This is a genomic window from Mesorhizobium sp. FG116 (assembly GCF_057809835.1).
Map to the genome: position 1 here is coordinate 26,569 of NZ_JBMDKS010000007.1, position 23,176 is coordinate 49,744.

24 protein-coding genes and 1 riboswitch are annotated in these 23,176 nt (G+C 64.0%); of the genes, 9 read left to right on the plus strand and 15 right to left on the minus strand.

Annotated features, from left to right (window positions below; translation table 11 throughout):
• The first annotated feature begins 39 nt into the window (after window positions 1-39).
• Entirely contained in the window at window positions 40-588 is a 549-nt protein-coding gene (locus ACODTY_RS07920; RefSeq protein WP_488993743.1) for a DUF2478 domain-containing protein, read from the plus strand.
• An 11-nt stretch (window positions 589-599) separates the two neighbouring features.
• Here the strand turns inward: ACODTY_RS07920 and cobT are convergent, their stop codons facing one another.
• The 7 genes from cobT to cbiE are packed head-to-tail and all read right to left on the minus strand — an operon-like array spanning window position 600 to window position 6,904.
• Window positions 600-1,610, minus strand: coding sequence for a nicotinate-nucleotide--dimethylbenzimidazole phosphoribosyltransferase (gene cobT / locus ACODTY_RS07925; RefSeq protein WP_488993744.1), 1,011 nt, complete (start codon window positions 1,608-1,610; stop codon window positions 600-602).
• Between the two features lie 24 nt (window positions 1,611-1,634).
• Window positions 1,635-2,393: an adenosylcobinamide-GDP ribazoletransferase gene (gene cobS / locus ACODTY_RS07930; RefSeq protein ID WP_488993745.1), complete on the minus strand. Its 759-nt coding sequence runs from the start codon at window positions 2,391-2,393 to the stop codon at window positions 1,635-1,637.
• Window positions 2,394-2,396: 3 nt separating this feature from the next.
• Window positions 2,397-3,713 (minus strand): cobyrinic acid a,c-diamide synthase CobB, encoded by a 1,317-nt coding sequence (locus ACODTY_RS07935; RefSeq protein ID WP_488993746.1) that lies wholly within the window; start codon window positions 3,711-3,713, stop codon window positions 2,397-2,399.
• A complete protein-coding gene (cobA, locus tag ACODTY_RS07940; RefSeq protein WP_488993747.1) occupies window positions 3,710-4,525 on the minus strand; it encodes a uroporphyrinogen-III C-methyltransferase in 816 nt (271 codons plus the stop codon). The genes ACODTY_RS07935 and cobA overlap by 4 nt, the downstream gene beginning before the upstream one ends.
• Window positions 4,522-5,286, minus strand: coding sequence for a precorrin-4 C(11)-methyltransferase (gene cobM / locus ACODTY_RS07945; protein WP_488993748.1), 765 nt, complete (start codon window positions 5,284-5,286; stop codon window positions 4,522-4,524). Before cobM ends, cobA begins: the two co-directional genes overlap by 4 nt.
• Complete coding sequence (locus ACODTY_RS07950) at window positions 5,283-5,669, minus strand: cobalamin biosynthesis protein (RefSeq protein WP_488993749.1); 387 nt, start codon at window positions 5,667-5,669, stop codon at window positions 5,283-5,285. The genes cobM and ACODTY_RS07950 overlap by 4 nt, the downstream gene beginning before the upstream one ends.
• Window positions 5,666-6,904 (minus strand): precorrin-6y C5,15-methyltransferase (decarboxylating) subunit CbiE, encoded by a 1,239-nt coding sequence (cbiE, locus tag ACODTY_RS07955; RefSeq protein WP_488993750.1) that lies wholly within the window; start codon window positions 6,902-6,904, stop codon window positions 5,666-5,668. The genes ACODTY_RS07950 and cbiE overlap by 4 nt, the downstream gene beginning before the upstream one ends.
• A 1-nt stretch (window position 6,905) precedes the next feature.
• Here cbiE and ACODTY_RS07960 point away from each other — a divergent pair, with 1 nt between their 5' ends.
• Complete coding sequence (locus ACODTY_RS07960; protein ID WP_488993751.1) at window positions 6,906-7,673, plus strand: cobalt-precorrin-6A reductase; 768 nt, start codon at window positions 6,906-6,908, stop codon at window positions 7,671-7,673.
• Here the strand turns inward: ACODTY_RS07960 and ACODTY_RS07965 are convergent.
• From ACODTY_RS07965 to ACODTY_RS08000, 8 genes are all read right to left on the minus strand, one after another.
• Entirely contained in the window at window positions 7,640-8,401 is a 762-nt protein-coding gene (locus ACODTY_RS07965; RefSeq protein WP_488993752.1) for a precorrin-3B C(17)-methyltransferase, read from the minus strand. The two genes, ACODTY_RS07960 and ACODTY_RS07965, sit on opposite strands and share 34 nt — an antisense overlap.
• Window positions 8,398-9,162: a precorrin-2 C(20)-methyltransferase gene (locus ACODTY_RS07970; protein WP_488993753.1), complete on the minus strand. Its 765-nt coding sequence runs from the start codon at window positions 9,160-9,162 to the stop codon at window positions 8,398-8,400. Before ACODTY_RS07970 ends, ACODTY_RS07965 begins: the two co-directional genes overlap by 4 nt.
• Complete coding sequence (locus tag ACODTY_RS07975) at window positions 9,159-9,791, minus strand: precorrin-8X methylmutase (RefSeq protein WP_488993754.1); 633 nt, start codon at window positions 9,789-9,791, stop codon at window positions 9,159-9,161. The genes ACODTY_RS07970 and ACODTY_RS07975 overlap by 4 nt, the downstream gene beginning before the upstream one ends.
• A 2-nt stretch (window positions 9,792-9,793) precedes the next feature.
• Window positions 9,794-11,113 carry a precorrin-3B synthase gene (gene cobG, locus ACODTY_RS07980; protein WP_488993755.1) on the minus strand — a complete coding sequence of 440 codons (1,320 nt, stop codon included), beginning with the start codon at window positions 11,111-11,113 and terminating at the stop codon, window positions 9,794-9,796.
• Window positions 11,110-14,559, minus strand: coding sequence for a cobaltochelatase subunit CobN (cobN, locus tag ACODTY_RS07985; RefSeq protein ID WP_488993756.1), 3,450 nt, complete (start codon window positions 14,557-14,559; stop codon window positions 11,110-11,112). Before cobN ends, cobG begins: the two co-directional genes overlap by 4 nt.
• A gap of 31 nt (window positions 14,560-14,590) precedes the next feature.
• Window positions 14,591-15,628, minus strand: coding sequence for a cobalamin biosynthesis protein CobW (cobW, locus tag ACODTY_RS07990; protein ID WP_488993757.1), 1,038 nt, complete (start codon window positions 15,626-15,628; stop codon window positions 14,591-14,593).
• 2 nt (window positions 15,629-15,630) lie between these two features.
• Window positions 15,631-16,035, minus strand: a complete 405-nt coding sequence (locus ACODTY_RS07995) for a DUF1636 family protein (protein WP_488993758.1) — start codon at window positions 16,033-16,035, stop codon at window positions 15,631-15,633.
• Window positions 16,036-16,072: 37 nt separating this feature from the next.
• A riboswitch (cobalamin riboswitch) is annotated at window positions 16,073-16,277 on the minus strand.
• 29 nt (window positions 16,278-16,306) lie between these two features.
• Window positions 16,307-17,506 (minus strand): winged helix-turn-helix domain-containing protein, encoded by a 1,200-nt coding sequence (locus ACODTY_RS08000; RefSeq protein ID WP_488993759.1) that lies wholly within the window; start codon window positions 17,504-17,506, stop codon window positions 16,307-16,309.
• A 329-nt stretch (window positions 17,507-17,835) separates the two neighbouring features.
• Between ACODTY_RS08000 and ACODTY_RS08005 the strand changes: the two genes are divergently transcribed.
• From ACODTY_RS08005 to nuoF, 7 genes are read left to right on the plus strand one after another with little or no spacing between them, the layout of a single operon-like run.
• The gene (locus ACODTY_RS08005; protein ID WP_488993760.1) at window positions 17,836-18,201 is read left to right on the plus strand and encodes an NADH-quinone oxidoreductase subunit A; all 366 of its coding nucleotides are present in this window, start codon (window positions 17,836-17,838) and stop codon (window positions 18,199-18,201) included.
• Complete coding sequence (locus ACODTY_RS08010) at window positions 18,192-18,773, plus strand: NuoB/complex I 20 kDa subunit family protein (protein WP_488993761.1); 582 nt, start codon at window positions 18,192-18,194, stop codon at window positions 18,771-18,773. Before ACODTY_RS08005 ends, ACODTY_RS08010 begins: the two co-directional genes overlap by 10 nt.
• A 6-nt stretch (window positions 18,774-18,779) precedes the next feature.
• The gene (locus ACODTY_RS08015) at window positions 18,780-19,385 is read left to right on the plus strand and encodes an NADH-quinone oxidoreductase subunit C (protein ID WP_488993762.1); all 606 of its coding nucleotides are present in this window, start codon (window positions 18,780-18,782) and stop codon (window positions 19,383-19,385) included.
• A 10-nt stretch (window positions 19,386-19,395) separates the two neighbouring features.
• Window positions 19,396-20,586: an NADH-quinone oxidoreductase subunit D gene (locus tag ACODTY_RS08020; protein ID WP_488993763.1), complete on the plus strand. Its 1,191-nt coding sequence runs from the start codon at window positions 19,396-19,398 to the stop codon at window positions 20,584-20,586.
• Complete coding sequence (locus ACODTY_RS08025; RefSeq protein ID WP_488993764.1) at window positions 20,583-20,735, plus strand: hypothetical protein; 153 nt, start codon at window positions 20,583-20,585, stop codon at window positions 20,733-20,735. The genes ACODTY_RS08020 and ACODTY_RS08025 overlap by 4 nt, the downstream gene beginning before the upstream one ends.
• Before the next feature lie 21 nt (window positions 20,736-20,756).
• Complete coding sequence (gene nuoE, locus ACODTY_RS08030; RefSeq protein ID WP_488993765.1) at window positions 20,757-21,845, plus strand: NADH-quinone oxidoreductase subunit NuoE; 1,089 nt, start codon at window positions 20,757-20,759, stop codon at window positions 21,843-21,845.
• Window positions 21,846-21,855: 10 nt separating this feature from the next.
• Window positions 21,856-23,160 (plus strand): NADH-quinone oxidoreductase subunit NuoF, encoded by a 1,305-nt coding sequence (nuoF, locus tag ACODTY_RS08035; RefSeq protein ID WP_488993766.1) that lies wholly within the window; start codon window positions 21,856-21,858, stop codon window positions 23,158-23,160.
• Window positions 23,161-23,176 lie beyond the last annotated feature (16 nt).

Here is a 23,176-nt window from a genome sequence, read left to right on the forward strand (position 1 = left end):
TCGGGATCATTGTAGCCGAGCGGAAAGGCAGGCACGGCGATGACACGAAGCAGAATCGCAGCGATCGTTGGCGCGGAGAGCGCTATCATCCAGAAGTTGCTGGCGCAGGCGATCGTGGACTGGCGCGCCGAAGGCCTCAAAGTTTGCGGCATCGTCGAGGAAGCGCATGGGCTGACCGGCCGCTCCTGCAGCGCGGGCCTATTGCGCAACATCCAGACCAACAATGTCTATGCGATGTATCTGGATGAACCGCCAGCGCACACGTCCTGCCATCTCGATGAACTGGGCGTCGTCGGAGCGTGCTCCAGCGTGCTGGGGCAGATCGAGGAAAGCGATATCGTCGTACTGAGCAAGTTCGGCAAGGTGGAGGCGGTGGGAAGCGGGCTATTCGAAGCCTTCGAACACGCGATTGCATCCGGCAAGCCTGTGCTCACCTCGGTTGCGCCCAAACACCACTATGCGTGGACGCGGTTTGCGCCGGACGCCGTTTTCATTCGCCCGGAACGCGCAGCGTTCGACGAGTGGCTGGGCAACGCCCGGCGCCAGGTAGCGCCCGGCATCCGCGCCAGCGTTTCGCTCCACCGCTGAGGTTTCCACCTCTACTTTTCTGATACGCCTGCTTCGGCAAAGCTTGCCATGCGCGCATGGCATTCCAGCGCCGAACGTACGATGTTGACGGCAAGGCAGGCGCCTGAGCCTTCACCCAGCCGCATACCCAGATCCAGCAACGGCGGCAGGCCGAGCGCTTCGAGCAGGTTGCGGTGGCCGGCTTCAGCGGAGACATGGGCGGCAAGCGTGTGCGCGAGGCCGCCGGGATGCAGCTTGGCAAGCGGCGCTGCGGCGGCCGTACAGACAAAGCCGTCGAGCAGAACCGGAATGCCGTGATGGCGGGCAGCGAGTGTCGCACCGAATATTGCGGCCAGTTCGCGGCCGCCGAGATTGGCGGCGACCTTTAGCGGATCGGACAGGCCGTCGGCGTGGCGCGCGAGACCGGCATCGATTGCCTTAACCTTGCGGGCGAGGCCGGCGTCATCGACGCCGGTGCCGCGGCCGGTCCATTTTTCGGCCCCGCCGCCGAACAGGGCGGCTGATATGGCTGCGGCGGGCGTGGTGTTGCCAATGCCCATTTCTCCGAAACAGACGAGGTCAAGATCTTTCGGCACGGCATCGTAACCGGCTGAGACGGCGGCGAGGAATGCGGCTTCATCCATCGCTGGTCCTTGCGTGAAATCACCGGTTGGATGGTCGAGGTCGAGTGGAATGACGGTCAGGTCAGCGCCGGCTATGCGCGCAAGCTGGTTGATGGCTGCACCGCCGCCGGCGAAATTGGCGACCATCTGCACGGTGACTTCGGAGGGGAAGGCGGAGACGCCTTGCGCGGTGACGCCGTGATTGCCAGCGAAGACGAAAACCTTGACGCGGTCGAGCTTCGGCATGTCCCGGCCCTGCCAGCGCGCCAGCCATGCAGCGATGGTTTCGAGACGACCGAGACTGCCCTGCGGCTTGGTCAGCGTGTCTTGTCGGCGCGCGACAGCCGCTGCGGCAGTGTCGCTACCGGCCGGCAAATTGGTGCAGGCCGAACGCAGATCATCGAGCGATTTGAATGGCATGGCGGTAAAGTCTCCGAAACTGAATCACGAAAGAACGACGGACGCGATGAGTAGCACAGCTATCTCAGACAGTTGTTGCAGCGCGCCGATGGTGTCGCCTGTCTGGCCGCCGATCTGGCTGAGGCAAAGCGCGCGCAGGCCAAGGAAGATCGCGGCAAGCAGGACGGCCGCACTGATCGCGCCGCCTGCGCCGAGCAAGAGGAGAGATGCCGCGCCAATGACTGCGCCGGCAAGGGCGGTATTGATGCTGACAGTTCCGGCGCTGGCGGAGAGCCCGTCGCTGCGGGCAGGTGGCAGTAGATGCATGAAGGCACCGAGCAGCCCGCGTGACGCCATGTGGGCGGCAATGAGGGCGGCAAGCGCGCTGAAAGGGTCGGCTATGCCGGACAGCGCCGTCCATCGGATCAGGATCGACAGCGCCAGCGCCGAAGCACCATAGGCACCGATGCGGCTGTCGCGCATGATCTCGAGCTTTTTCTCGCGCGATTTGCCGCCACCGAAGCCATCGGCGACGTCCGACAGTCCGTCTTCATGCAGGCAACCGGTGACAAGCATGGCGGCGGCAAGGGAGAGAGCGGCGGCTGTTGCTGGCGACAGGCCGAGGCCGTCGGCTACGGCAAAGACAAGGGCTGCGATGGCCGCGACGACAAGGCCGGCAAGTGGAGCCGCACAGATGGCTTGCGCAAGCGTGCGGTCGCGGAAGTCGAACACAGGCAGCGGCAGGCGGGTGAAAAAGACGAGGCAAAGCGCAGCGTCGTCGCGCATCTGGCGAAGAGAGGGCATGGGTCAGTCGCCCCTCGCGATGGCATGGAAGAAGGTGCCGCTGACATGACCGCGTTGATAGCCAGAGGGGCCGAGCGGTGCGCCCTGGCCGTCGGCAAGCTCGGCCAAGGGCTGGTCGTTGCCGGCACCGATGGTCTGCGCATAGTGGAATTCGTGGCCACGGATGACTGTGCTGGCCGAACCAAGCGGGCAGTCTGCCAAGAGGCGCGCCTGACGGTAGCCGAGATGCATCTTGCGCTTGGCGAAGCTTGTCACATGACCGAGCAGGCCGAGCATGCGATGCGTGACGCCATCGGCATCTTCCAGCGCTTCGCCAAGAACCATGAAGCCGCCGCACTCGCCATGCACCGGTTTCGCGCGGGCGAATTCGGTCATGCCGGCGCGGAAATTCGCGGCCGCGGCAAGCTTTCCAGCGTGAAGTTCTGGGTAGCCGCCGGGTAGCCAGCAGACATCGCAGGTCGGATCGGGCGCTTCGTCGGCCAGCGGCGAGAAAGGAATGATCTCGGCGCCTGTTTCCCGCCAGCGATTGGCGACGTGTGGGTAGATGAAGGTAAAAGCCTTGTCCTGAGCCACTGCGATACGTTGCCCGGGCGGCGGCAGGGCGGATGCGAAATCGCCGCCGGAGGGCTGAAGCGGTTCGGCAAGGCGCATGACGGCATCGAGGTCGAGCGAGCGCTCGACCATTTCGGCCATGCGGTCGATAAAGGCGATGAGGTCGTCGTGCTCGCCGGCCTGGACGAGACCGAGATGGCGCTCGGGCATGGTCAGACTCGGGTCTCGCATGATGGCTCCGACCGCGGGCAGGCCGAGCGCTTCGACAGCTTCGGTGCAGAGCTTGCGATGACGTTCGCTGCCAAGGCGGTTCAAAACCACGCCGGCGATGCGAACGTCCGGCCTATAGGTGGCAAAGCCCTTGGCGACAGCGGCGACCGTGGTCGATTGACCAGAGACGTCTAGGACGAGAAGTGTCGGGATGCCGTACAAGGCGGCGAGGTCGGATGCTGCGCCGGAACGGCCTGGCGTTCCGGGAATGCCGTCAAACAGGCCCATGGCGCTTTCCAGCACCACGAAGTCGGTGTCTGCGGCGGCGTTGCCGGCAAGCGCGTTGAGCAGGCCTGGGGCCATCGCCCAACTGTCGAGATTGACGCCTGAGAGGCCGGTCGCGGCTTCGTGGAAGCCGGGGTCGATGTAGTCGGGTCCGGATTTGGCCCCGCGCACACGGAGGCCACGCCGGGCGAGCGCACGCAATATGCCGATGGTGACGCTGGTCTTGCCCGAGCCGGAGCGCGGTGCGCCGATGATGATGGCGCGAGCGCTCAAGATGCACCGGCCAGCTTGGCACGAAGTGCTACGATGCCGCCAATGACGGTGAGGGCCGGGGAGACGATATTTTCGCGGCTGGCGGCTTCCACAAGCGTGCCGAGCGTGGCGACCACCGTACGCTCCTGCGGCAAGGTGGCGTTTTCGATCAGGGCTGCCGGTGTTTCGGGAGACAGGCCACCCGCGTAAAGATCGGCGATGGTCGCGGCCATATGGGTCAGGCCCATGTAGATGATGATCGGCTGGCCGGTGCGGGCAAGCGCTGCCCAATCGGGACGATCGTCGGAAACGGCGGCGAAACCTGTGGCAAGAATGATGGCGCCGTTGACACCGCGCATGGTAGCGGGGATGCCAGCCGATGTAAGGCCGCCGAAGGCCGAAGTGACGCCCGGCAAGACGCGATAAGGAATGCCGTTTTCGACCAGAGCCTGCACTTCCTCGCCGCCACGCCCGAAGACATAAGGGTGGCCGCCCTTCAACCGCACTACCTTGCGGCCTTCGCGGGCGAGGCGCACGAGAAGCGCGTTGATGTCGCCTTGCGGGATGGACAGGCGGCCGCCGCGCTTGCCGACAAAGAACTTTTCCGCTTGCACTGCCATGGCAATGATTTCTGGTGAGACCAGCGCATCATGCACCAGAGCGTCAGCCTGCCCGAGCGCGCTGACGACATCCAGTGTCAAAAGACCGGGGTCGCCGGGGCCGGCACCTGCCAGCCAGACATGACCGGCATCGAGCGTGCGCAGCTTGGCGTCGAGACGGCTCAGCGCCCGTTCGACGGCGGCCCGAGGGCTGTTATTTGCGTCGTTACTCATAGTCCGTCCCGCCCGCGAAAACGCCGCTGGTAGTAGGCGTCGTAAAGGGAGCTTTCGGTGAAATCGGTGGCAGCCAGCGAATGGCCGACGAAGATGATGGCAGTGCGCTCAATGGGGTCCGCCTTCAACTGCTCTTCGATGGTTGCAAGCGTACCGGTGATGATGCGCTCGTCCGGCCAGGAGGCGCGAAAGACGATGGCGACGGGGCAGTCGGCGCCATAGAGCGGCGAAAGCTCAGCCACGACATGGTCGATGGCGTGGATTGCCAGATGGATGGCGATTGTCGCGCCGGTGCGGCCGAAGCCGGCGAGCGTTTCACCGGGCGGCATTTTCGAGGCGCGGCCCGAAACGCGGGTAAGCACGAGGCTTTGCGCGACTTCGGGAATGGTGAGTTCGCGGCCAAGGGAGGCGGCGGCGGCGGCGAAAGACGGCACGCCGGGGGTGAGGGTGTAAGGAATACCGTGCTTTTGCAGACGGCGGATTTGTTCGGCGACGGCGCTCCACACCGAAAGGTCGCCGGAATGCAGCCGTGCGATGTCATGCCCGGCCTGATGGGCCGAGAGGTAGGCAGTCTCGATCTCGTCCAGCGACATCGGGGCTGTGTCGATGAGCTTCGTGCCCGGCGTGCAATGGTCGAGCAGTTCTGGTGCGACGATGGAGCCGGCATAGAGGCAGACGGGGCAGGAGCCGAGCAGCCTTGCGCCGCGCACGGTGATGAGGTCAGCGGCACCGGGGCCGGCACCGATGAAATGGACGGTCATATTGTGTCTCCGGCGACGGCGATGGCGCAAGTGACGGGGCCAAGCACGGTGCGGGGTCCGAGCAGGCGGGCGCGGTGGCCGGCAGCGGCAAGTGCGGCCGTTTCGGACACGGATGGCGTGCCCGTGGCAGCGAGCGAGCGGCCGGAACGGGTGAGGCCGCGCAGCGACACGATCTGCAGGGCAGGGCCATCGACCAGGAAAACCGGTAGGCGCAATTCATGCCCGGCGGAGAAGATCGCGTCTTCATGCGCCTTCAGCTTGGCGGTGGCCAGGCCGGAGAGTGAGGCCGACGAGAGTCCGTGCGACTGCAATGCGGCTTCTACCGCTGCCAGAATCTGACTGGTGCTGACGCCCTTCTTGCAGCCAATGCCCGCGACCATCATGGTTTCACCCAATTCCACTGGGTGATTGGCATGGCGGAGCGCCAACCTTGCATCGAGCCGATTGAGGCGGCGCGGGAAAGCGCGATGCGCGTCAGGTCGCCGCCAAGGGCGGCATGGCTGGCGATGAGCAGCGCTTCCATTTCAAGCGTCACGGCATTGGCGACGAGGCGGCCACCGGGACGCAAGGCGCTGACGGCGGCGTCAAGGACGCCTTGGTCGCTGCCGCCGCCGCCAATGAAGACGGCGTCAGGGGCTTCAAGCCCATTCAGGGCTTGCGGAGCGGTGCCGTGAACCACGGTGAGGCCGGGCACGCCGCAGGATGCTGCATTGCGACGGATGCGGGCCTCGCGGTCGGTGTCGGCTTCGATGGCTATGGCGCGCAGCGATGGGTGTGCCAGCATCCACTCGATGCCAATGGAACCGGAGCCGGCCCCGATGTCCCACAGCAGTTCGCCGCGCCGTGGGGCAAGCGCGGAAAGGGTAAGGGCACGGACCTCGCGCTTGGTGATCTGGCCGTCATGCTCGAACAAGTCGTCGGCGAGGCCGGGAGTGAGGGGAAGGATGCGCGCCTGCGAAGTGGAATCAACTTCGATCGCCAGAACATTGAGCGGATTGATGTTTTCGATGTGGAAGGCATCGGCACGGGCGGTGCGAATGGCTTCGTTCGGGCCGCTGAGCGCTTCCATCACGGTCAGTCGGCTTGGGCCGAAGCCGAGATCGGCCAGTAGCTGCGCGATAGCAGCTGGGGCTGCGCCATCGGAGGTAAGTGTGAGGATGCGCGTGCCGGGATGCAGGAGGGGGCGGATCAGGTCGTGAGAGCGGCCATGCAGCGAAATGGCTTCGACGTCCTGCAAGGCCCATGCGAGGCGGGAGGCGGCGAGCGAGAAGGCGGAAGGGCCCGGAATGATACGCATCTCCGCAACAGGGATGGTTCTCGCCAGCGTGACGCCGACGCCGTGCAGGAAAGGATCGCCAGACGCGAGCACGCAGACGTTGCGTCCGGCCAGCGCCGCGACCTCGGCCATGCCGGCGTCGAACGGCGTCGGCCATTGATGCGCTTTGCCGTTGATAAGGGAATTGGCCAGTTCGAGGTGGCGTTTGCCGCCGAACACGAACTCGGCGGCAGCAATGGCGCGCTTGGCCTCGTCGCCGAGACCCGCTACACCGTCTTCGCCGATGCCGACGACGGTGAGCCATGCGTTGCGGGCGGCAGTTGATTTTCCCTCAGCAGGCATGATGACCCACCGTATCCTGATCCTTGGCGGCACAAGCGAGGCGCGGCAACTGGCCGGCAGGCTGGTGGCGCGCAGCGATGTTGCGGTTACGCTGTCGTTGGCCGGGCGAACGGAAAATCCCGCTGCGCAGCCGGTGCCGACCCGCATAGGCGGCTTCGGCGGGGCCGATGGATTGGCGCAATATCTGCGCGATCAGCGAGTCGATCTGTTGATCGACGCCACCCACCCTTATGCGGCGCGGATTTCGGCCAACGCGGCGCAGGCGGCTGAAAGGATAGGAACCCCGGTGTTCGCGTTGCGACGCCCCGGCTGGGAGCCGGTCGAGGGCGACAGATGGACCGTGGTGGATACGGTTGCTGAGGCAGTTGGAGCGCTCGGCGCGGCACCGCGCCGTATTTTCCTCACCCTGGGCCGTCAAGAGGTAGCCGAGTTCGAGTCTTCTCGACCGCACCATTATCTTATCCGCAGCGTCGATCCGATCGAACCGCCGCTGAATGTGCCGGATGCGACCTACATTCTGGCGCGTGGGCCGTTCGCTGAAGCGGATGAAAAGGCCCTGCTGCTTGAGCATCGGATTGACGTGGTGGTTTCCAAGAACAGCGGTGGCGCTGCGACCTACGGCAAGATCGCCGCTGCGCGGGCGCTGGGCATGGAGATCGTGATGATCCAAAGGCCGGCGCTGCCGGACGTGCCTTGCGGCGAAACCGTCGAGGAGCTTGCCCGAATGGTCGATCATCATCTTGGCCCCGTGGCGGAACGCGGCGTGTAGACCAGGGCAGGGCGCTCGCCGCGCTTGATGATGCGGGTTTCCGGCGAGCCGATGATGATGCAGGTCGCCATATCGGCCATGTCCGGGGAAGCGTCGGCAAGCAGGCAGACGTTCATGCGCTCGTCGGACCGGCCGGCGGCGCGGCCGAAAATGACGGGCGTGGTGCCGGGAAGCACGGCCGAAAGGCACTCGAAGGCGCGGCCAAGCTGCCAAGGCCGGGCTTTGCTGATCGGGTTATAGAGCGCGATGACGAAGCCCGCACCGGCGGCGGCCAGCAGGCGCAGTTCGATGAGATCCCACGGTTTCAGGTTGTCGGACAGCGATATGGCGCAGAAGTCGTGACCGAGCGGCGCGCCGATGCGGGCGGCAACGGCAAGCATGGCTGTGACACCGGGCACCACGGCGATGTCGATGTCGCGCCATGCGGCGGGACCGGCCTCGACGGCTTCGCAGACGGCGGCGGCCATGGCGAACACGCCCGGATCGCCACCGGAAACGACGGCGACGCTGTGGCCGGCCACCGCCTTTTCCAGCGCTTCCTGAGCACGAGCCAGTTCCTCGCGATTGTCGGAGGCGACGCGCACCTGATCGGACCTCAGTTCGAGGCGATCGAGATAGGGCTTGTAGCCATAGAAGAACGTGGCCTCGGCAACGGCTTGGCTTGCCTCGGGCGTTACCTGATCGGCGTTGCCCGGCCCGAGGCCGATGACGGTGAGGCGGCCGGTCACAGGACCACTCCGGAAGCGAGTTCGCCCGGCCGACCAGCCCAGCCGGCGACAAGGATGATGGTGAAATACGGGGCCTTGTTATCCACCTTGTCGGCAAGACGCATGGAAGCGCCGTTGGCCATGGTGCCGCGCTCGACATATATGGCTTTTTCGAGCTTGCCGGCTGCGGTCAGCGCGCGCCTGATCTTGGGCAGGTTGCGGCCGACCTTCATGATGACGGCGGCGTCGGTGTCGCCCAGGCGGCGGGTGAGTTCATCCTCGTTCATGGTGCCGGGGAGCACCGTCAGCACGTCGTCGCCTTGCACGATGGGCTGGCTGGTGGCCGACCAGCAGCCGGACATGGCGGTGACGCCGGGGATGACCTCGGTCGGGAACCGGTGCGCCAGCCGGACATGGAGGTGCATGTAGGAGCCGTAGAACAGCGGATCCCCCTCGGACAGCACCGCGACGGTGCGGCCGGCGATGAGATGCTGTGCCACCGCGTCTGCCGATTGTTCGTAGAAGGCGAGGATTTGCGACTTGTAGTCGGCGTGTTCCTTGTCGATTTCCGTGGTGACGGGATAGTAGAGCGGCAATTCGACGACGCCGGGTTTCATATGGCCGTCGACGATGGCGCGGGCGTTGCCGTTTGCGTTGCGCTTGGCGAAATGCGCGACCACGTCGGCCTCGGCCAGTGCGCGCACAGCCTTCAGCGTCATCAGCTCGGGATCGCCGGGGCCGGTGCCGACGCCGATCAGCCTGCCTTGTTTCGACTGGGTCACAGGCCTGGCCTCGCAAGTGCGTTGAGGGCAGCGGCGGTCATGGCGCTGCCGCCTAACCTGCCACGGACGATGGCGAAAGGAACGCCATAGGAGTTTTCCGCCAGCGCATCCTTCGATTCGGCTGCGCCGACGAAGCCGACAGGCATGCCGATGATGGCAGCCGGCTTCGGCGCGCCGTCGCGCAGCTTTTCCAGCAGGTAGAAAAGAGCGGTCGGCGCATTGCCGATGGCGACGACGCTGCCAGCCATGCGCTCGCCCCACAGATCGATGGCCGCGGCAGAACGGGTGTTGCCGATCTCAGCGGCAAGCACGTGGGCGCGCTGGTCACGCAAGGTGCAGATCACTTCGTTGCCGGCAGGCAACCGGGCGCGGGTAACGCCTTGCGAGACCATTTCGGCATCGCAGAAGATCGGTGCGCCGGCTTGCAGGGCGGCGCGCGCGGAGGCGACGAAATCAGGCGAGAAGACGAAGTTGCGGGCCGCCTCGACCTGGCCGCAGGCATGGATCATGCGGATCGCGACGTCGGCCTCGGCATCGCTGAAACGGGCGAGGTCCGCCTCGGCGCGAATGATGGCGAAGGAGCGCTCGTAGATAGCGGTGCCGTCGTGGATATAGTCGTAGGCGGCCATGCTCAATCCTGTCGGTAGGCGGTTTGAATGGTGGTCGCGCCAAGGCGGGCAAGGCAGGCGGCGGTGTCTTCGTTCGGTTGGCGCGAGATTTGGACTAGCTTTGCTATGGCCGTAAGGCCACGAGCGGCGTCATTGCATGATGCGCTATCGGGCGAAAGTGCCTTTGCCGATCCGTTGACGACAAGGCCGGCGCCGCCATTGTGGCCGACGACCGTCAGGGCGGCTGCGCCGGGATGCGCGCAACCCTTCTCGCAGCCGGAGATATGGAGCGTGAACGAGCCGTCGAGGAAGTCGGACTTGGTGGCGGCGATACGTTCGGCAATCGCGCGGGTCTCGATCTTGCCGGACGCGCAGGCGGGCGTGCCGGGGCAAGCGGCTATGTGCAGGCGTGGGTCGGTGATGTTGGTGATGATGCCTAATGCTGCTGCCGTGTCTTGCAGTCGGTGGCAGGCGTTTTCGCTCAGGCCGAGGAAAAGAAGTGACCGACCGGGGGCTGGACGTATCTCGGCCGCGCCTGCGGCAAGGGCGGCTTGGGCAAGATTGATGAGAACGCTTGCCGGCATCGAACCGAAGGGAAGGGCGACGCCGAGCGCACGGGTGCCATTGGCGAGGGGTATGGTCCCGATAGGACCCCCACCCCGTCCAGCTTCGCCGGCCGACCCTCCCCGCAAGGCGGAGGGTAGGGCGCCAGCGCTCAAATCCTGCGCGCGGGCTTCTTTTCCGAGCGCTGCGATCGCTTGCAGGATGGCGAGCGCTGCCTTGCATGCGTCGGCTTCTGAAACGGTTCCATGCGGTTCGGCCGTAGCCGCATTGCCGCCGGTGGCGAGGTGCCAGATGGTTTCGCCGGCACGCTTTTGAGCCTTTAGCCGCACGTCGGCGATGATGGCATCCAGGGAGACATGGCCGCCGCCGTCGACTACGACGGAGACCTTGGGGCCAAGCCGTTCAGCAAGACTGGCGGAGATGATCGCGGTCCGGATGGCATCTGCAAGCGGGCGCGGGTCGGCAACTTCGGATGGATCAAGGCCGGCTAACGGACCCGTTTCAACTGGAACGCCGGTGCGCACAGTGATGCCCAGTTGATCAACTTCGCCGGCAAGCCGGTTGGCCGACGCTGGCGTGAGGCCGCGGATTTGTAGGCTTCCTCGCGCGGTCACTTCCAAAACGCCGTTGCCGTGACGCAGTGCGGATTCGCAGAGTCCGATCAAGGCTTTGGGCGAAAGTCCTCCTGCGACCGGATTGAGCCGCGCGAGCAGGCCATCGCCGGTTTGCATGGGTGCCGAAAGGGTCGGGCAGGCGCCACGGCGGGACATGGCGTTCATGCGGCCACTCCCTGTGCTTGCGCTTCGGCAATGAGAGCGGCGAGATCGTCGTCGATGGAGTTGCGAAGCGGATGCCAGAGGCCCCGGCGGCGCGCCGATTGAAAGCGTTCGGCGATCACCTTCGCGGCAGCGGGATTTTCGCGCAACAGGAAGGCGCGCACGGCGGGATCGCCGAGGTAGGCGTCGTGCACGACTTCTATCAGATTGCCCGGAATGGCATGGGTGATTTCGGCGAAGCCGACGAGACGATCGACGGTCTCGGCAAACTCAGAGGCACCGCGCGGGCCGTGCCGCATCTGGCCGGCGACGAAGCGCGGATTGACCGCGCGCGCCCGCACCACACGGCCAACGGCTTCGGCAACCGAGCGTGGCTTGGGCTTTTGCGGATCGGTGGTGTCGAGCACGACGACATCGGCATTGCCGCCAAGCGCCGCCAAAGCGGCCGAAAAGCCGCCAATGAAGGCGACATCGGCGGACCCTTCGAGGATGTCGCGGCCCGGATCGTCGCCGGTGTGGACGAGCAGATCCGCATCGGCAAGGCGGCCGGCAAACGCGCCGGGGGCTGAAACGCCTTCGCCTTCAACTCCGCCATAGGCGTGCGAGGCAGCGTCGAGATAGGCGCGACCGAGGTCTTCGCGAGCCTGCCAGTCTCCGCTTGAAAGCAGGTCTTCCAGGCCCGCGCCATAGGTTCCGGGCGAAGAGCCGAAGATGCGCGGCGTGACCTTGCCATCGGCGCGCGTGCGAGCGGCGAGGGGATTTTCGGCGTCATCCTCCTCACGCGTGGCGACGGCGGTGGCAGCAGCGTCGATCAAGGCAATCTGGGTCGGGAACATGTCGCGGAACAGGCCGGATATGCGCCATGTAACGTCAATGCGTGGGCGGCCGAGCGTAGCCGGTGGCAAAACTTCGATGCCGGTGACGCGGCCGGTGGCAGCGTCCCATTGCGGTCGGCAGCCCATCAGGGCGAGGCCTTGCGCGATCTCTTCGCCACCGGTGCGCAGCGAGGCCGAACCCCACAGGTCGATGACCAGCGAGCGCGGCCAGTCGCCGTGCGCCTGAAGGTAGCTTGTCACGACCTCGTCGCTTGCCGCCTTGCCAAGGTCGAAAGCGGTAGGGGTCGGCATGGTGCGCGGATCGGAGGTGAACAGGTTGCGGCCGGTGGGCAGCACGTCTGAACGACCGCGCGCGGGTGCGCCGGAAGGACCGGCTGTAATGTGGCGACCGTCGAGGGCGGCGAGCAGGGCGGATTGCTCGGTGACGGCGCTTTGCAGGCGAAGCAGGTCGGCTTCGCCTTGCGCGGCGCGGCCATAGATGTGCAGGCCATCCTTGATGGCAAAGTCCTTGAGATCGCAGAGCCAAGCATCAATGCGGCGCAAGGCTTCGTCGGGTGCATCGGTGTTGGCAACGCCGGCCTCCGTCGCAAGTCCGGTCTGGGCTGCCGTTTCCACGATGAGTTTGGCGAGGCGGTCGCGACGGCGGCGATCCAGCCCATCGGCCTGCGCGTATTCATCGACGAGGCGTTCCAGCTTTTTCTGGTTCGCGTCGAGACCGGCTTCAGCGAGGGGCGGGGGCAAATGGCCGAGCGTAACGGCGGCGATGCGGCGTTTGGCTTGAGCGGCCTCGCCGGGATTTGAGACGATGAAGGGGTAGATGACCGGCAGTGAGCCGGTGACAATCTCAGGGAAGCAGGATTCGCTGAGCGCTACCGTCTTGCCGGGCAGCCATTCCAGCGTGCCATGTGCGCCAACATGGACGATGGCGAGCGCGCCAATCGACTTTTGCAGCCAGAGGCCGAAGGCAACGAGTTCGTGGCGCGGCGGCAGAGTCGGGTCGTGATAGTCGGCGCGGCGATCGGCCGAGCGACCCCGGTCAGGCGCGAGTGCCACGGTGATGTTGCCGAAGGTTGCTGCGCGGAAGGGGAAGGTGGATTGCCCCTCACCCCGTAGAAACGGGGAGAGGGGGGCGTCGGCATTGGAGTTTCCTCCTTCTCCCCGTACTTTACGGGGAGAAGGTCCGGCAGGGGATGAGGGGCAGTCCGACAACGCGGCTCTGGCGTCACCCCATGCCTTTTCCACCGCCTCGCGGGCAGCGGTGGGCAGGCCATCGAAATGAGATTGGTAATCGTCGACACATAGACCTGGCGTTCCGGACTCCAAAAGGTCCAGCAATTCGCGCGGCGATTGCGGAATCCTGTCAACGGTGTAGCCGGCTTGCTTGAGGTCATGCAGCATCGCGAGGACGCTGGAAGGAACGTCGAGGCCCACGGCATAGCCGGTGCGTCCGGGCGCGCTCGGATAGTCCGGGATAAGGATGGCGATGCGCCGCTCCGCCGGCGGAGTTTCCTTCAAGCGAATGAAGTTTGTGATGCGTCGGACGACTTGCTGGATACGGTCCGGTTCGGGTCGATTGGAATGGGCGCGGAAGCCGAGTGCCGGATCAATCCTGCTTTCGGCCTTGAAGGAAATGGCACCGGCAAGGATGCGGCCGTCGAGCTCGGGTAGGACGACATGCATGGCAAGATCGGCAGGCGCAAGGCCGCGCTGGTTGATCGCCCAAGCATCGCGGCGGGTCGTGGCCACGATGACCTGAAAGACCGGCACACCGGCGCGGTCGAACAGCGTTTCGGCGCCCGGCTCGGCACCCGATGCGAATGCCGTGGCGGTGATGATTGCGGTTGGCGCGTGCGCTGCAAAGGCTGCTTCCACGAAGGCAAGCGAAGTGTGGTCCTTGAGGCTGGAGACGAAGATCGGCACGGCTGCGATGCCGCTTTGCCTGAGTTCCGCCGCCAGCGCGTCGATGGGAGCGACGTCGGCTGCCAAAAGCATGGAACGGTAGAACAGGATGGGGATGACGGGGGCAGGGCTGTCTCCCAAGCGAGGCGAGGTAACCACGCCAAGCCCCGGCTCGTAGTAACCGGCCTTGGGTACTTCGATCGGATCGGCAGATAGCGCCTCGTGACCGGCCAGATTGGCGAGGCGATGCACCAACCCCTTCATATTGGCGGGTCCGCCTTCGCGGAAATAGTCGAGCAGAGAGGCGAGCTCTTCGCGAGGCAGAGTAGAGGCTTCGATGAGGCGCAAATCCTCGTCGCGGCACTCTCCGGGTAGGAGGGCAAGCTTGATGCCTTTGGCACGCGCGGTTGCCGCTAGCTGGTCGCAGCCGTATCGCCACCAGTCGTAACCGCCGAGAATGCGCACCAGTATCACCTTGGCGTGGCGGGCCACGCTGTCGATCCATAGATCGACCGACATCGGGTGACGTAGGTCGCGCAATGCGGCGAGACGCATGGAAGGCAACCGCTGCGCATCGGCTTTCCAGGCGGAGGCCAAGCCGGCAAGGTCACTGTCGGTAAAAGACAGCGCAACCACATCCGCCGGCGTCTGCCGCAGATCGATCGGCTCGGCGATCTCGTCGAGCGAGGCGGATGTGGTGGTCAGGATATGCATTGCGGCATCCCGACGGTGAACGCTTTCATTGTTATCCTATCAGGATCTTTTCGATGGCCGGGCGATCCAGTCCTTTCAAACCGATGACGACGAGCTGCGAGCGGCGTTGGTCGGCAGGGGTCCAGGCGCGGTCATAGTAGTGGTTGACGCGCGGGCCGACGGCCTGAACAAGCAGCCGCATCGGCTTGCCGCTGACATCGATGAACCCCTTCACGCGAAGGACGTTTTCTTCTTCCGCTGCAGTCGCGACGCGCCGGGCCAGATCTTCCGGATCTGAAATCGAGGGGACATCGACGATGAAGGTGTCGAAGTCGTCGTGTTCGTGGTCGCCCATGCCGTCGTGATGCGACTTGCGGTTCTCGATGTCTTCCTCGACGGCGAGGCCGAGACCGAGAAGAACCGACGGATCGACCTTGCCCTGTACGGACGGCACGACCTTCACGGCGGGCGTGATGTGCTCATTGATGATGGCGTTGGCGCGGGCGGAACCGGCGGCGTCCATCAAGTCGCCCTTGGAGAGAATGATGAGATCGGCGCAGGCGACCTGATCTTCGAAAACTTCTTCGACGGGGTCGTCGTGGTCGAGGGAGTCGTCGCTGGCGCGCTGGGCTGCGAGAGCGTCCATGTCCGAGGCGACTTGGCCGGCGGCAAGGGCTGGACCGTCGACCACGGCGATGACACCGTCCACGGTGACCCGGCTCTTGACCGTTGGCCACTGGAAGGCCTGGACGAGCGGCTTCGGCAAAGCGAGGCCGGACGTCTCGATCAGGATATGATCGACCTTGGGTGTGCGCGAAAGGATCTGGTCGAGCGCCGGAACGAAGTCGTCGGCAACGGTGCAGCAGATGCAGCCATTGGCCAGTTCGACGATGTTTTCCTCGGGGCAGGTATCGATGCCGCAGCCCTTGAGGATTTCGCCGTCCACGCCGATGTCGCCGAATTCGTTCACGATAAGGGCGAGGCGCTTGCCTTTGGCATGCTCAAGCAGGTGCCGGATCAGCGTGGTCTTGCCCGCGCCGAGAAAGCCGGTGACGACGGTGCAGGGAACGCGCGTAGCTGTGGCGGTCATAGTCAGTCCTTCAACAAATGGAGGGGAGGGATACGGGCGACGAGGCCACGCTTGAGGCAATCTGGGCGGCCGCGCCACGGCATGAGCTCATCGGGGCTGGCGGCGAAAAGTTCGGCACCCTCGACGAGATCGGCGCCGCTTGTCGGCGCGAGATCGCCGAAGACGTAGCTCCAACCGCCGGCGCGCAGGATTGAGGCGCTCAGGCGGCGCTTGCAATTGCCGAGGCATTCGACGGTGCGGATATGGACATTTCGGCCAGTGGCTGCGGTGCGTGCGCTTTCAGCAAGCAACTCACCGGCGCGGGGGTGAGAGTCGGCACCGGTCTCGTCACGGCACGATGTGCAGACCACAACCGTAACCGCGGCGCGGCCATCTGATTCACCTGAAAAATTGCCGTCGCAATCCAAAGCGTGCTCCTTGCCCGGGACACCCGCCAGGCGGTCGGATTCTTTTCTGCAGACGGCAGGTCTCCTGGCTCGCGGGTCGTTGCCTTGCTGCCGCCTTCCCGGGGCTCTGCCCAGTGGTGTCCGGCTTGGCTCGTCGCTTACAGTTGCGGGGACAGCCGCGGATTTGAGGTCGTAAAGCCTCGCACCGCATTCCCTCTTAGCTCCCCTCTTTTGGAGAGGAGACCGTCTGTGGCGGATTTAGGCTTGAGGAGGTGGGCGTGTCAACGCGTGGTTACGACGCTTTGATAGCGGCGAGCGACGGGCCGAGATCGCCAGCAGGCGTGACCTCGATCCGGTCGAGGCCAAGCCAGCCCTGCATGAGCTGCAATTCCTTGAACAGTTCGGATGCCGTCTCGGGCGGCGCGCCCGGTTCAGCATAGGCGGCATGAACACGCAAGACGCCTGCCGGACGGTCGGCTTTAAGGTCGATGCGCGCCACGATCCTATCACCGAGCAGGAAGGGCAGGACGTAGTAGCCGTACTGCCGCTTTTCCGCCGGTGTGTAGATTTCGATACGATAGCGGAAACCGAACAGGCTTTCGGTGCGGGTGCGTTCGAAGACCAGTGGATCGAAAGGCGCAAGCAGGGCACGTGCCTCGACCCTGCGCGGCAGGCGTGCATCCTTGTGGAGATAGGCCGGCCTTGCCCAGCTCTCGATACGGACGGGGATCAGATCGCCTTCTTCAACGAGTTCCTCGATGCGGCCCTTGATATCGGCCGGGGAGAGGCGGAAGTAGTCGCGCAGGCAACCGGCGGTGGCGATGCCGTGGGCTCGTGCGGAAATGCGCAACAGTTCGCGGTGCGCATCGGCAGGCGATGGAGTAGGCATGTTCAGGATTGCCGGCGGCAATACGCGCTCGGGTAAATCATAGAGGCGCTCGAAGCCGCGCCGATAGGCGGTGGTGATGCGGCCAGCCCAGAACAGCCATTCGAAGGCATGCTTGGCTTCGCTCCAGCCCCACCAGCCGCCGGAACCCTTCTGGCCTTCGAGATCGGATGCGGCAATCGGGCCACGAGCGGCGACCTCGCGGTAGATACCTTCAATATAGTCGGCGCGCTCGCGGCCGAACTTCGCCAGCGCGCCATATATGTCGTCGCCGCGCTCGGCGCGCTGCATGCGCCAGCGCATCAGGGGATAAGTCTCGACGGGCAGCAGGGACGCCTCATGCGCCCAATATTCGAACAGCAGCCGCTTGCGCGACTGGGTGGCATTGTCGAGCAGGGAAAATGGGTATGAGCCTAACCTTGAGTAAAGCGGCATGTAATGCGCGCGCACCACGGCGCTGACGGAATCGATCTGCAGCAGGCCGGTGCGCGACAGGGTTCTGGTCAAGTGCCTGCGGTCGACAGGGCCGACCGGGCGGGGTAGGCCAAAGCCTTGTGCAGCCAGCGTGATGCGTCGTGCCTGTGCGAGAGAAAACGTCTCTTTCATGCGCCTTTTTCGTCGATGCTGGCCGTGCGGTGCGGGAAGTTGATTCCGCCCATGCTAGCAGCGAAATCGCCACAATACTGTCAGGAGTAAAAGTGGAGTAAAAAGTGAAGGAAATCAAACAAGAGCTGGAATGACCAGTTTTGCTTCATAAGCGTGCGAGCGCCATCTTTTGGCCAAGGTTTGACTTGCTTCGGGCAACCGGCTGCGCTAACCCTCGCCGCGTTGCAGCATGGGACCGGCAAGCGGTTCAGCGATTAACTGTCGCGCTTCCGTATCATGGCCTGCTGCTATAGCTTCAGGCGGGGTAGCCGCTAACGGAAAGTCGCAGCATGAACGCATTGCTGAGTTCGTATCTGCCGATCGTGATTTTCATCGGCGTGGCGCTGGTCGTGGGACTGGCCCTGATCATAGCACCGTTCCTGGTGGCGTATCGCAATCCAGATCCGGAAAAGCTTTCAGCTTACGAGTGCGGGTTCAATTCGTTCGATGACGCGCGCATGAAATTCGACGTGCGTTTTTATCTGGTGTCCATCCTGTTCATCATCTTCGATCTCGAAGTGGCCTTCCTGTTTCCGTGGGCGGTTTCCTTCGGGGAGATCGGCATGCTCGGCTTCTGGTCGATGATGGTGTTCCTAGCCGTGCTGACCATCGGCTTTGCCTATGAGTGGAAGAAAGGGGCGCTCGAATGGGATTGAGCGACAGTTCCGGCACGCTGGTTGCGCCGCAGCCCAAAGGCATTCTCGACCCGAGGACTGGAAAGCCTATCGGGTCTGACGATCCTTTCTTCGTCGGCATCAATGATGAGCTCGCCGACAAGGGTTTTCTCGTCACGTCTACCGAGGCGCTGATCACGTGGGCGCGCACCGGCTCGCTGATGTACATGACCTTCGGCTTGGCGTGCTGCGCCGTGGAAATGATCCACTCCGCCATGCCGCGCTATGACAGTGAGCGTTTCGGCATCGCGCCGCGCGCGTCTCCGCGCCAGTCGGACGTGATGATCGTCGCCGGCACGCTGACCAACAAGATGGCGCCGGCGCTGCGCAAGGTCTACGACCAGATGCCGGAGCCGCGCTACGTCATCTCGATGGGCTCGTGCGCCAATGGCGGCGGCTACTACCACTATTCCTATTCCGTGGTGCGCGGTTGCGACCGCATCGTTCCGGTGGACATCTATGTGCCCGGCTGCCCGCCCAGCGCGGAAGCTTTGATGTATGGCCTTCTTCTGTTGCAGAAGAAGATACGCCGTACCGGCACGATCGAGCGGTGATCGACAATGAGTGAACGCCTCAACGATCTTGCCGCATATCTCAACGACAAGCTCGACGCCGATATTCTGGAAAGCGTCGTTGCTTATGGCGAGCTGAGCATCACGGTGAAGGCCGGCGATATCGTCGATGTCGTGCGCTTCCTGCGCGACGACGCGAAGTGCCAGTTCGTGTCGATCATCGACGTCAGCGGGGCGGACTATCCGGCCCGCGCAAAGCGCTTCGATGTCGTCTATCACCTGTTGTCGCCGAAGCAGAATTTGCGCATCCGCGTCAGGGTCGAGGCGAGCGAGGATACGCTGGTTCCGTCGATCACCGACGTCTATCCGGGTGCGGACTGGTATGAGCGTGAGACCTACGATCTTTACGGCGTGCTGTTTTCCGGCCATCCGGACTTGCGCCGCCTGCTGACCGACTACGGTTTCGAGGGCCATCCGCTGCGCAAGGATTTCCCGCTGACCGGATTTGTCGAGGTTCGCTACGACGACGAGGCCAAGCGCGTCATCTACGAGCCTGTGGAACTGAAGCAGGAATTCCGCAATTTCGATTTTCTCTCGCCTTGGGAAGGCACGGACTACGTGCTGCCCGGAGACGAGAAGGCGAAGACGAACTGAGGCACGGGGCATGGCTGAAACCTCGGTACGCAACTTCAATATCAACTTCGGCCCGCAGCATCCGGCTGCGCACGGCGTTTTGCGCCTTGTGCTGGAACTGGACGGCGAGGTGGTGGACCGGGTCGATCCGCATATCGGGCTTTTGCATCGCGGCACCGAAAAGCTGATCGAGCACAAGACGTATTTGCAGGCGGTGCCTTATCTCGACCGGCTCGACTATTGCGCGCCGATGAACCAGGAGCATGCGTTCGCGCTTGCCGCCGAGCGCCTTCTGGGCATTGAAGTGCCGAAGCGCGGGCAACTGATCCGCGTGCTCTATTCCGAAATGGGCCGCATCATGTCGCACATCTTGAATGTGACGACACAGGCCATGGACGTCGGTGCGCTGACACCTCCGCTGTGGGGTTTCGTCGAGCGCGAAAAGCTGATGGTGTTTTACGAACGTGCCTCGGGCTCGCGCATGCACGCGGCCTATTTCCGGCCGGGCGGCGTGCATCAGGACCTGCCGCAGAAGCTGATCGAGGACATTGGCAAATGGATCGATCCGTTCCTGAAATCGGTCGATGATCTCGACGCGCTTTTGACTCCCAACCGCATCTTCAAGCAGCGCAATGCCGATATCGGCGTGGTGTCGCTGGAGGACGCCTGGGCATGGGGCTTTTCGGGCGTGATGGTGCGCGGTTCGGGTGCGGCCTGGGACCTGCGCAAGTCTCAGCCCTACGAGTGCTATTCCGAACTCGAGTTCGACATTCCGATCGGCAAGAACGGCGACTGCTACGACCGTTATCTGATCCGTATGGAAGAAATGCGCCAGTCGGCCCGGATCATGCGGCAGTGCATCGATCTTTTGCTCGGCAAGGAAGCGACAGGCCCTGTTTCCAATCTCGACGGCAAGGTGGTGCCGCCCAAGCGTGGCGAGATGAAGCGCTCGATGGAAGCGCTGATCCATCACTTCAAGCTTTACACCGAGGGCTACAAGGTTCCGGCCGGTGAGGTCTATGCGGCCGTCGAAGCGCCGAAAGGCGAGTTCGGCGTCTATCTCGTTTCGGACGGCTCCAACAAGCCGTACCGCTGCAAGCTGCGCGCGCCCGGCTTTGCGCATCTGCAGGCAATGGATTTCCTGTGCCGCGGCCATATGCTCGCCGACGTCACCGCCATTCTGGGTTCCCTCGACATCGTCTTTGGCGAGGTCGACAGATGAAGGCTGCAACGGCGGACCACATCGTGATCGACGCCAGAAGCGGGCGCGTTGACAACGCGAACGCCGTCGAGCGCACAGGCTACAACATGATCGCAAGCAGAAGCCCATTTTGGCTGCAGCTCCTCGAAGCGGCAACGCTGGTGCACTGAAGCGGGAGCCAGGATCAGAAAATGACAGTTCGCAGACTAGCCGCCGCCGAAGTCCAGCCCGCCAGTTTCGCCTTCAACCGGGCAAACACGACCGTGGCCAAGCAGTGGATCAAGAAGTATCCGAAGGGTCGCCAGCAATCGGCGATCATTCCGCTTTTGATGCTGGCGCAGGAGCAGGAAGGCTGGGTGACCAAGGCGGCCATCGAGACGGTCTGCGACATGCTCGAAATGCCGTATATCCGTGGCTTGGAAGTCGCGACTTTCTATACCCAATACCAGCTCAATCCGGTTGGCACGCGCGCCCATATCCAGGTGTGCGGCACGACGCCGTGCATGCTGCGCGGCGCAGAAGAACTGATGGATGTGTGCCGCTCGAAGATCCATCACGACCAGTTCCATACCAACGAAGATGGCACGTTGTCGTGGGAAGAGGTGGAATGCCTCGGTGCCTGCGTCAACGCGCCGATGGTGATGGTTTTCAAGGATACTTACGAGGACCTGACGCCGGAGCGTTTGGGCGAGATCATCGACGCATTCGAGGCCGGCAAAGGCGCTTCGGTGCCCACCGGTCCGCAAAACGGCCGCTTCCGGTCCGCGCCTTTGTCAGGCTTCAGCGCGCTCGCGGATGAGAAGGCTGTGTTGAAGACAACCCGCGATCGCGAGGCCAAGGCTGCCGCAAAGGCGCCCAAGGAACCAGCGGCAGCCGCGCCTGTTGCCGAGAAGGCCGCGAGTGTCTCGGCTCCCGCGCCGAAGGCACCGGCCAAGGCCAAGGCGGCAGCGAAGCCTGCTGCGAAGAAGGCTGAGGCAGTTCAGGCTAAGCCATCGCTTGAGGACAAGAGCCGCCCGGCAGGCATAGCGCGCCCGGCAGCGGTCGACGATCTGAAGCTGATTTCCGGCGTGGGTCCGAAAAACGAGAAGATCCTGCATGAACTCGGCATCTTCACGTTCGCGCAAGTCGCATCGTGGAAGAAGGCCGAGCGCGACTGGGTGGACGGCTATCTCAATTTCCACGGTCGCGTCGAGCGCGAGGACTGGGTGAAGCAGGCCAAGGCGCTCGCCAAGGGTGGCGTTGCCGAATACATCCGCGTTTTCGGCAAGAAGCCGGTCTGAGGGACGAACGATGCTTCAGGACAAGGACCGCATATTCACCAATATCTACGGCCGGTTCGACCGTTCGCTGCAAGGCGCTATGTCGCGCGGCGCGTGGGACGGCACCAAGGATATCATCGACAAGGGCCGCGACTGGATCATCAACGAGATGAAGGCGTCGGGCCTGCGTGGACGCGGCGGCGCGGGCTTCCCGACCGGCCTCAAATGGTCGTTCATGCCCAAGCAGAGCGACGGGCGTCCGAGCTATCTTGTCATCAATGCGGACGAGTCAGAGCCTGGTACCTGCAAGGACCGCGATATCCTGCGTCATGACCCGCATACGCTGGTCGAGGGCGCGCTGCTTGCCGGCTTCGCCATGGGCGCGATTGCGGCCTACATCTACGTGCGTGGCGAATTCATCCGTGAACGCGAGGCGCTGCAGCGAGCTATCGACGAAGCCTATGACGCCAAGCTGATCGGCAAGAACAACAAGAACGGCTACGACTTCGAAGTCTACGTCCATCACGGCGCGGGCGCTTACATCTGCGGCGAGGAAACGGCGCTGCTCGAAAGCCTCGAAGGCAAGAAGGGCCAGCCACGCCTGAAGCCGCCGTTCCCGGCCAATGTCGGCCTCTATGGCTGCCCGACCACGGTCAACAACGTCGAGTCGATCGCGGTTGCACCGACGATCCTGCGTCGCGGCGCGGCGTGGTTCTCATCAATGGGCCGGCCGAACAATGTCGGCACCAAGTTGTTCATGCTGGTTGGCCATGTGAATACACCCTGCACGGTCGAAGAGACCATGGGCATCACGTTCCGCGAACTGGTCGAGACGCATGGCGGCGGCATTCGCGGCGGCTGGGACAATCTGCTGGCGGTTATCCCCGGCGGCGCTTCATGCCCGGTCATTCGGGGCGAGGACATGGGCGATGCGATCATGGACTTCGACGGCATGCGTGAGAAGAAGTCCTCGTTCGGTACGGCCGCCGTGATCGTCATGGACAAGTCGACCGATATCGTGAAGGCAATCGCGCGTCTCTCTTACTTCTTCAAGCACGAAAGCTGCGGTCAGTGCACGCCGTGCCGCGAGGGCACCGGCTGGATGTGGCGGGTGATGGAGCGGCTGGTGCGCGGACAGGCGCAGAAGCGCGAAATCGACATGCTGCTGGACGTTACCAAGCAGATCGAGGGTCACACCATCTGTGCGTTGGGCGATGCGGCTGCATGGCCGGTGCAGGGCCTGATCCGCAATTTCCGCCCGGAGATCGAGCGGCGTATCGACGAGTTTACCCGCAACGCGCATCAGGTGCAGCCTGTGTTCGCGGCGGCTGAGTAAGACCAATTCGAAAGTG

Bases quoted from the DNA above. Each gene is read 5' to 3' on its own strand.
- ACODTY_RS07960 (WP_488993751.1), top strand. From the start codon at position 6,906: ATGACCCACCGTATCCTGATCCTTGGCGGCACAAGCGAGGCGCGGCAA.
- ACODTY_RS08005 (WP_488993760.1), top strand. From the start codon at position 17,836: ATGAACGCATTGCTGAGTTCGTATCTGCCGATCGTGATTTTCATCGGC.
- ACODTY_RS08015 (WP_488993762.1), top strand. From the start codon at position 18,780: ATGAGTGAACGCCTCAACGATCTTGCCGCATATCTCAACGACAAGCTC.
- cobS (WP_488993745.1), bottom strand. From the start codon at position 2,393: ATGCCCTCTCTTCGCCAGATGCGCGACGACGCTGCGCTTTGCCTCGTC.
- cobT (WP_488993744.1), bottom strand. From the start codon at position 1,610: ATGCCATTCAAATCGCTCGATGATCTGCGTTCGGCCTGCACCAATTTG.
- cobG (WP_488993755.1), bottom strand. From the start codon at position 11,113: ATGAACGCCATGTCCCGCCGTGGCGCCTGCCCGACCCTTTCGGCACCC.
- ACODTY_RS08020 (WP_488993763.1), top strand. From the start codon at position 19,396: ATGGCTGAAACCTCGGTACGCAACTTCAATATCAACTTCGGCCCGCAG.
- nuoF (WP_488993766.1), top strand. From the start codon at position 21,856: ATGCTTCAGGACAAGGACCGCATATTCACCAATATCTACGGCCGGTTC.
- ACODTY_RS08000 (WP_488993759.1), bottom strand. From the start codon at position 17,506: ATGAAAGAGACGTTTTCTCTCGCACAGGCACGACGCATCACGCTGGCT.
- nuoE (WP_488993765.1), top strand. From the start codon at position 20,757: ATGACAGTTCGCAGACTAGCCGCCGCCGAAGTCCAGCCCGCCAGTTTC.
- ACODTY_RS07920 (WP_488993743.1), top strand. From the start codon at position 40: ATGACACGAAGCAGAATCGCAGCGATCGTTGGCGCGGAGAGCGCTATC.
- ACODTY_RS07950 (WP_488993749.1), bottom strand. From the start codon at position 5,669: ATGATGGTCGCGGGCATTGGCTGCAAGAAGGGCGTCAGCACCAGTCAG.
- cobW (WP_488993757.1), bottom strand. From the start codon at position 15,628: ATGACCGCCACAGCTACGCGCGTTCCCTGCACCGTCGTCACCGGCTTT.
- cobN (WP_488993756.1), bottom strand. From the start codon at position 14,559: ATGCATATCCTGACCACCACATCCGCCTCGCTCGACGAGATCGCCGAG.
- cobM (WP_488993748.1), bottom strand. From the start codon at position 5,286: ATGACCGTCCATTTCATCGGTGCCGGCCCCGGTGCCGCTGACCTCATC.
- ACODTY_RS08025 (WP_488993764.1), top strand. From the start codon at position 20,583: ATGAAGGCTGCAACGGCGGACCACATCGTGATCGACGCCAGAAGCGGG.
- cbiE (WP_488993750.1), bottom strand. From the start codon at position 6,904: ATGCCTGCTGAGGGAAAATCAACTGCCGCCCGCAACGCATGGCTCACC.
- ACODTY_RS07975 (WP_488993754.1), bottom strand. From the start codon at position 9,791: ATGGCCGCCTACGACTATATCCACGACGGCACCGCTATCTACGAGCGC.
- cobA (WP_488993747.1), bottom strand. From the start codon at position 4,525: ATGAGTAACGACGCAAATAACAGCCCTCGGGCCGCCGTCGAACGGGCG.
- ACODTY_RS08010 (WP_488993761.1), top strand. From the start codon at position 18,192: ATGGGATTGAGCGACAGTTCCGGCACGCTGGTTGCGCCGCAGCCCAAA.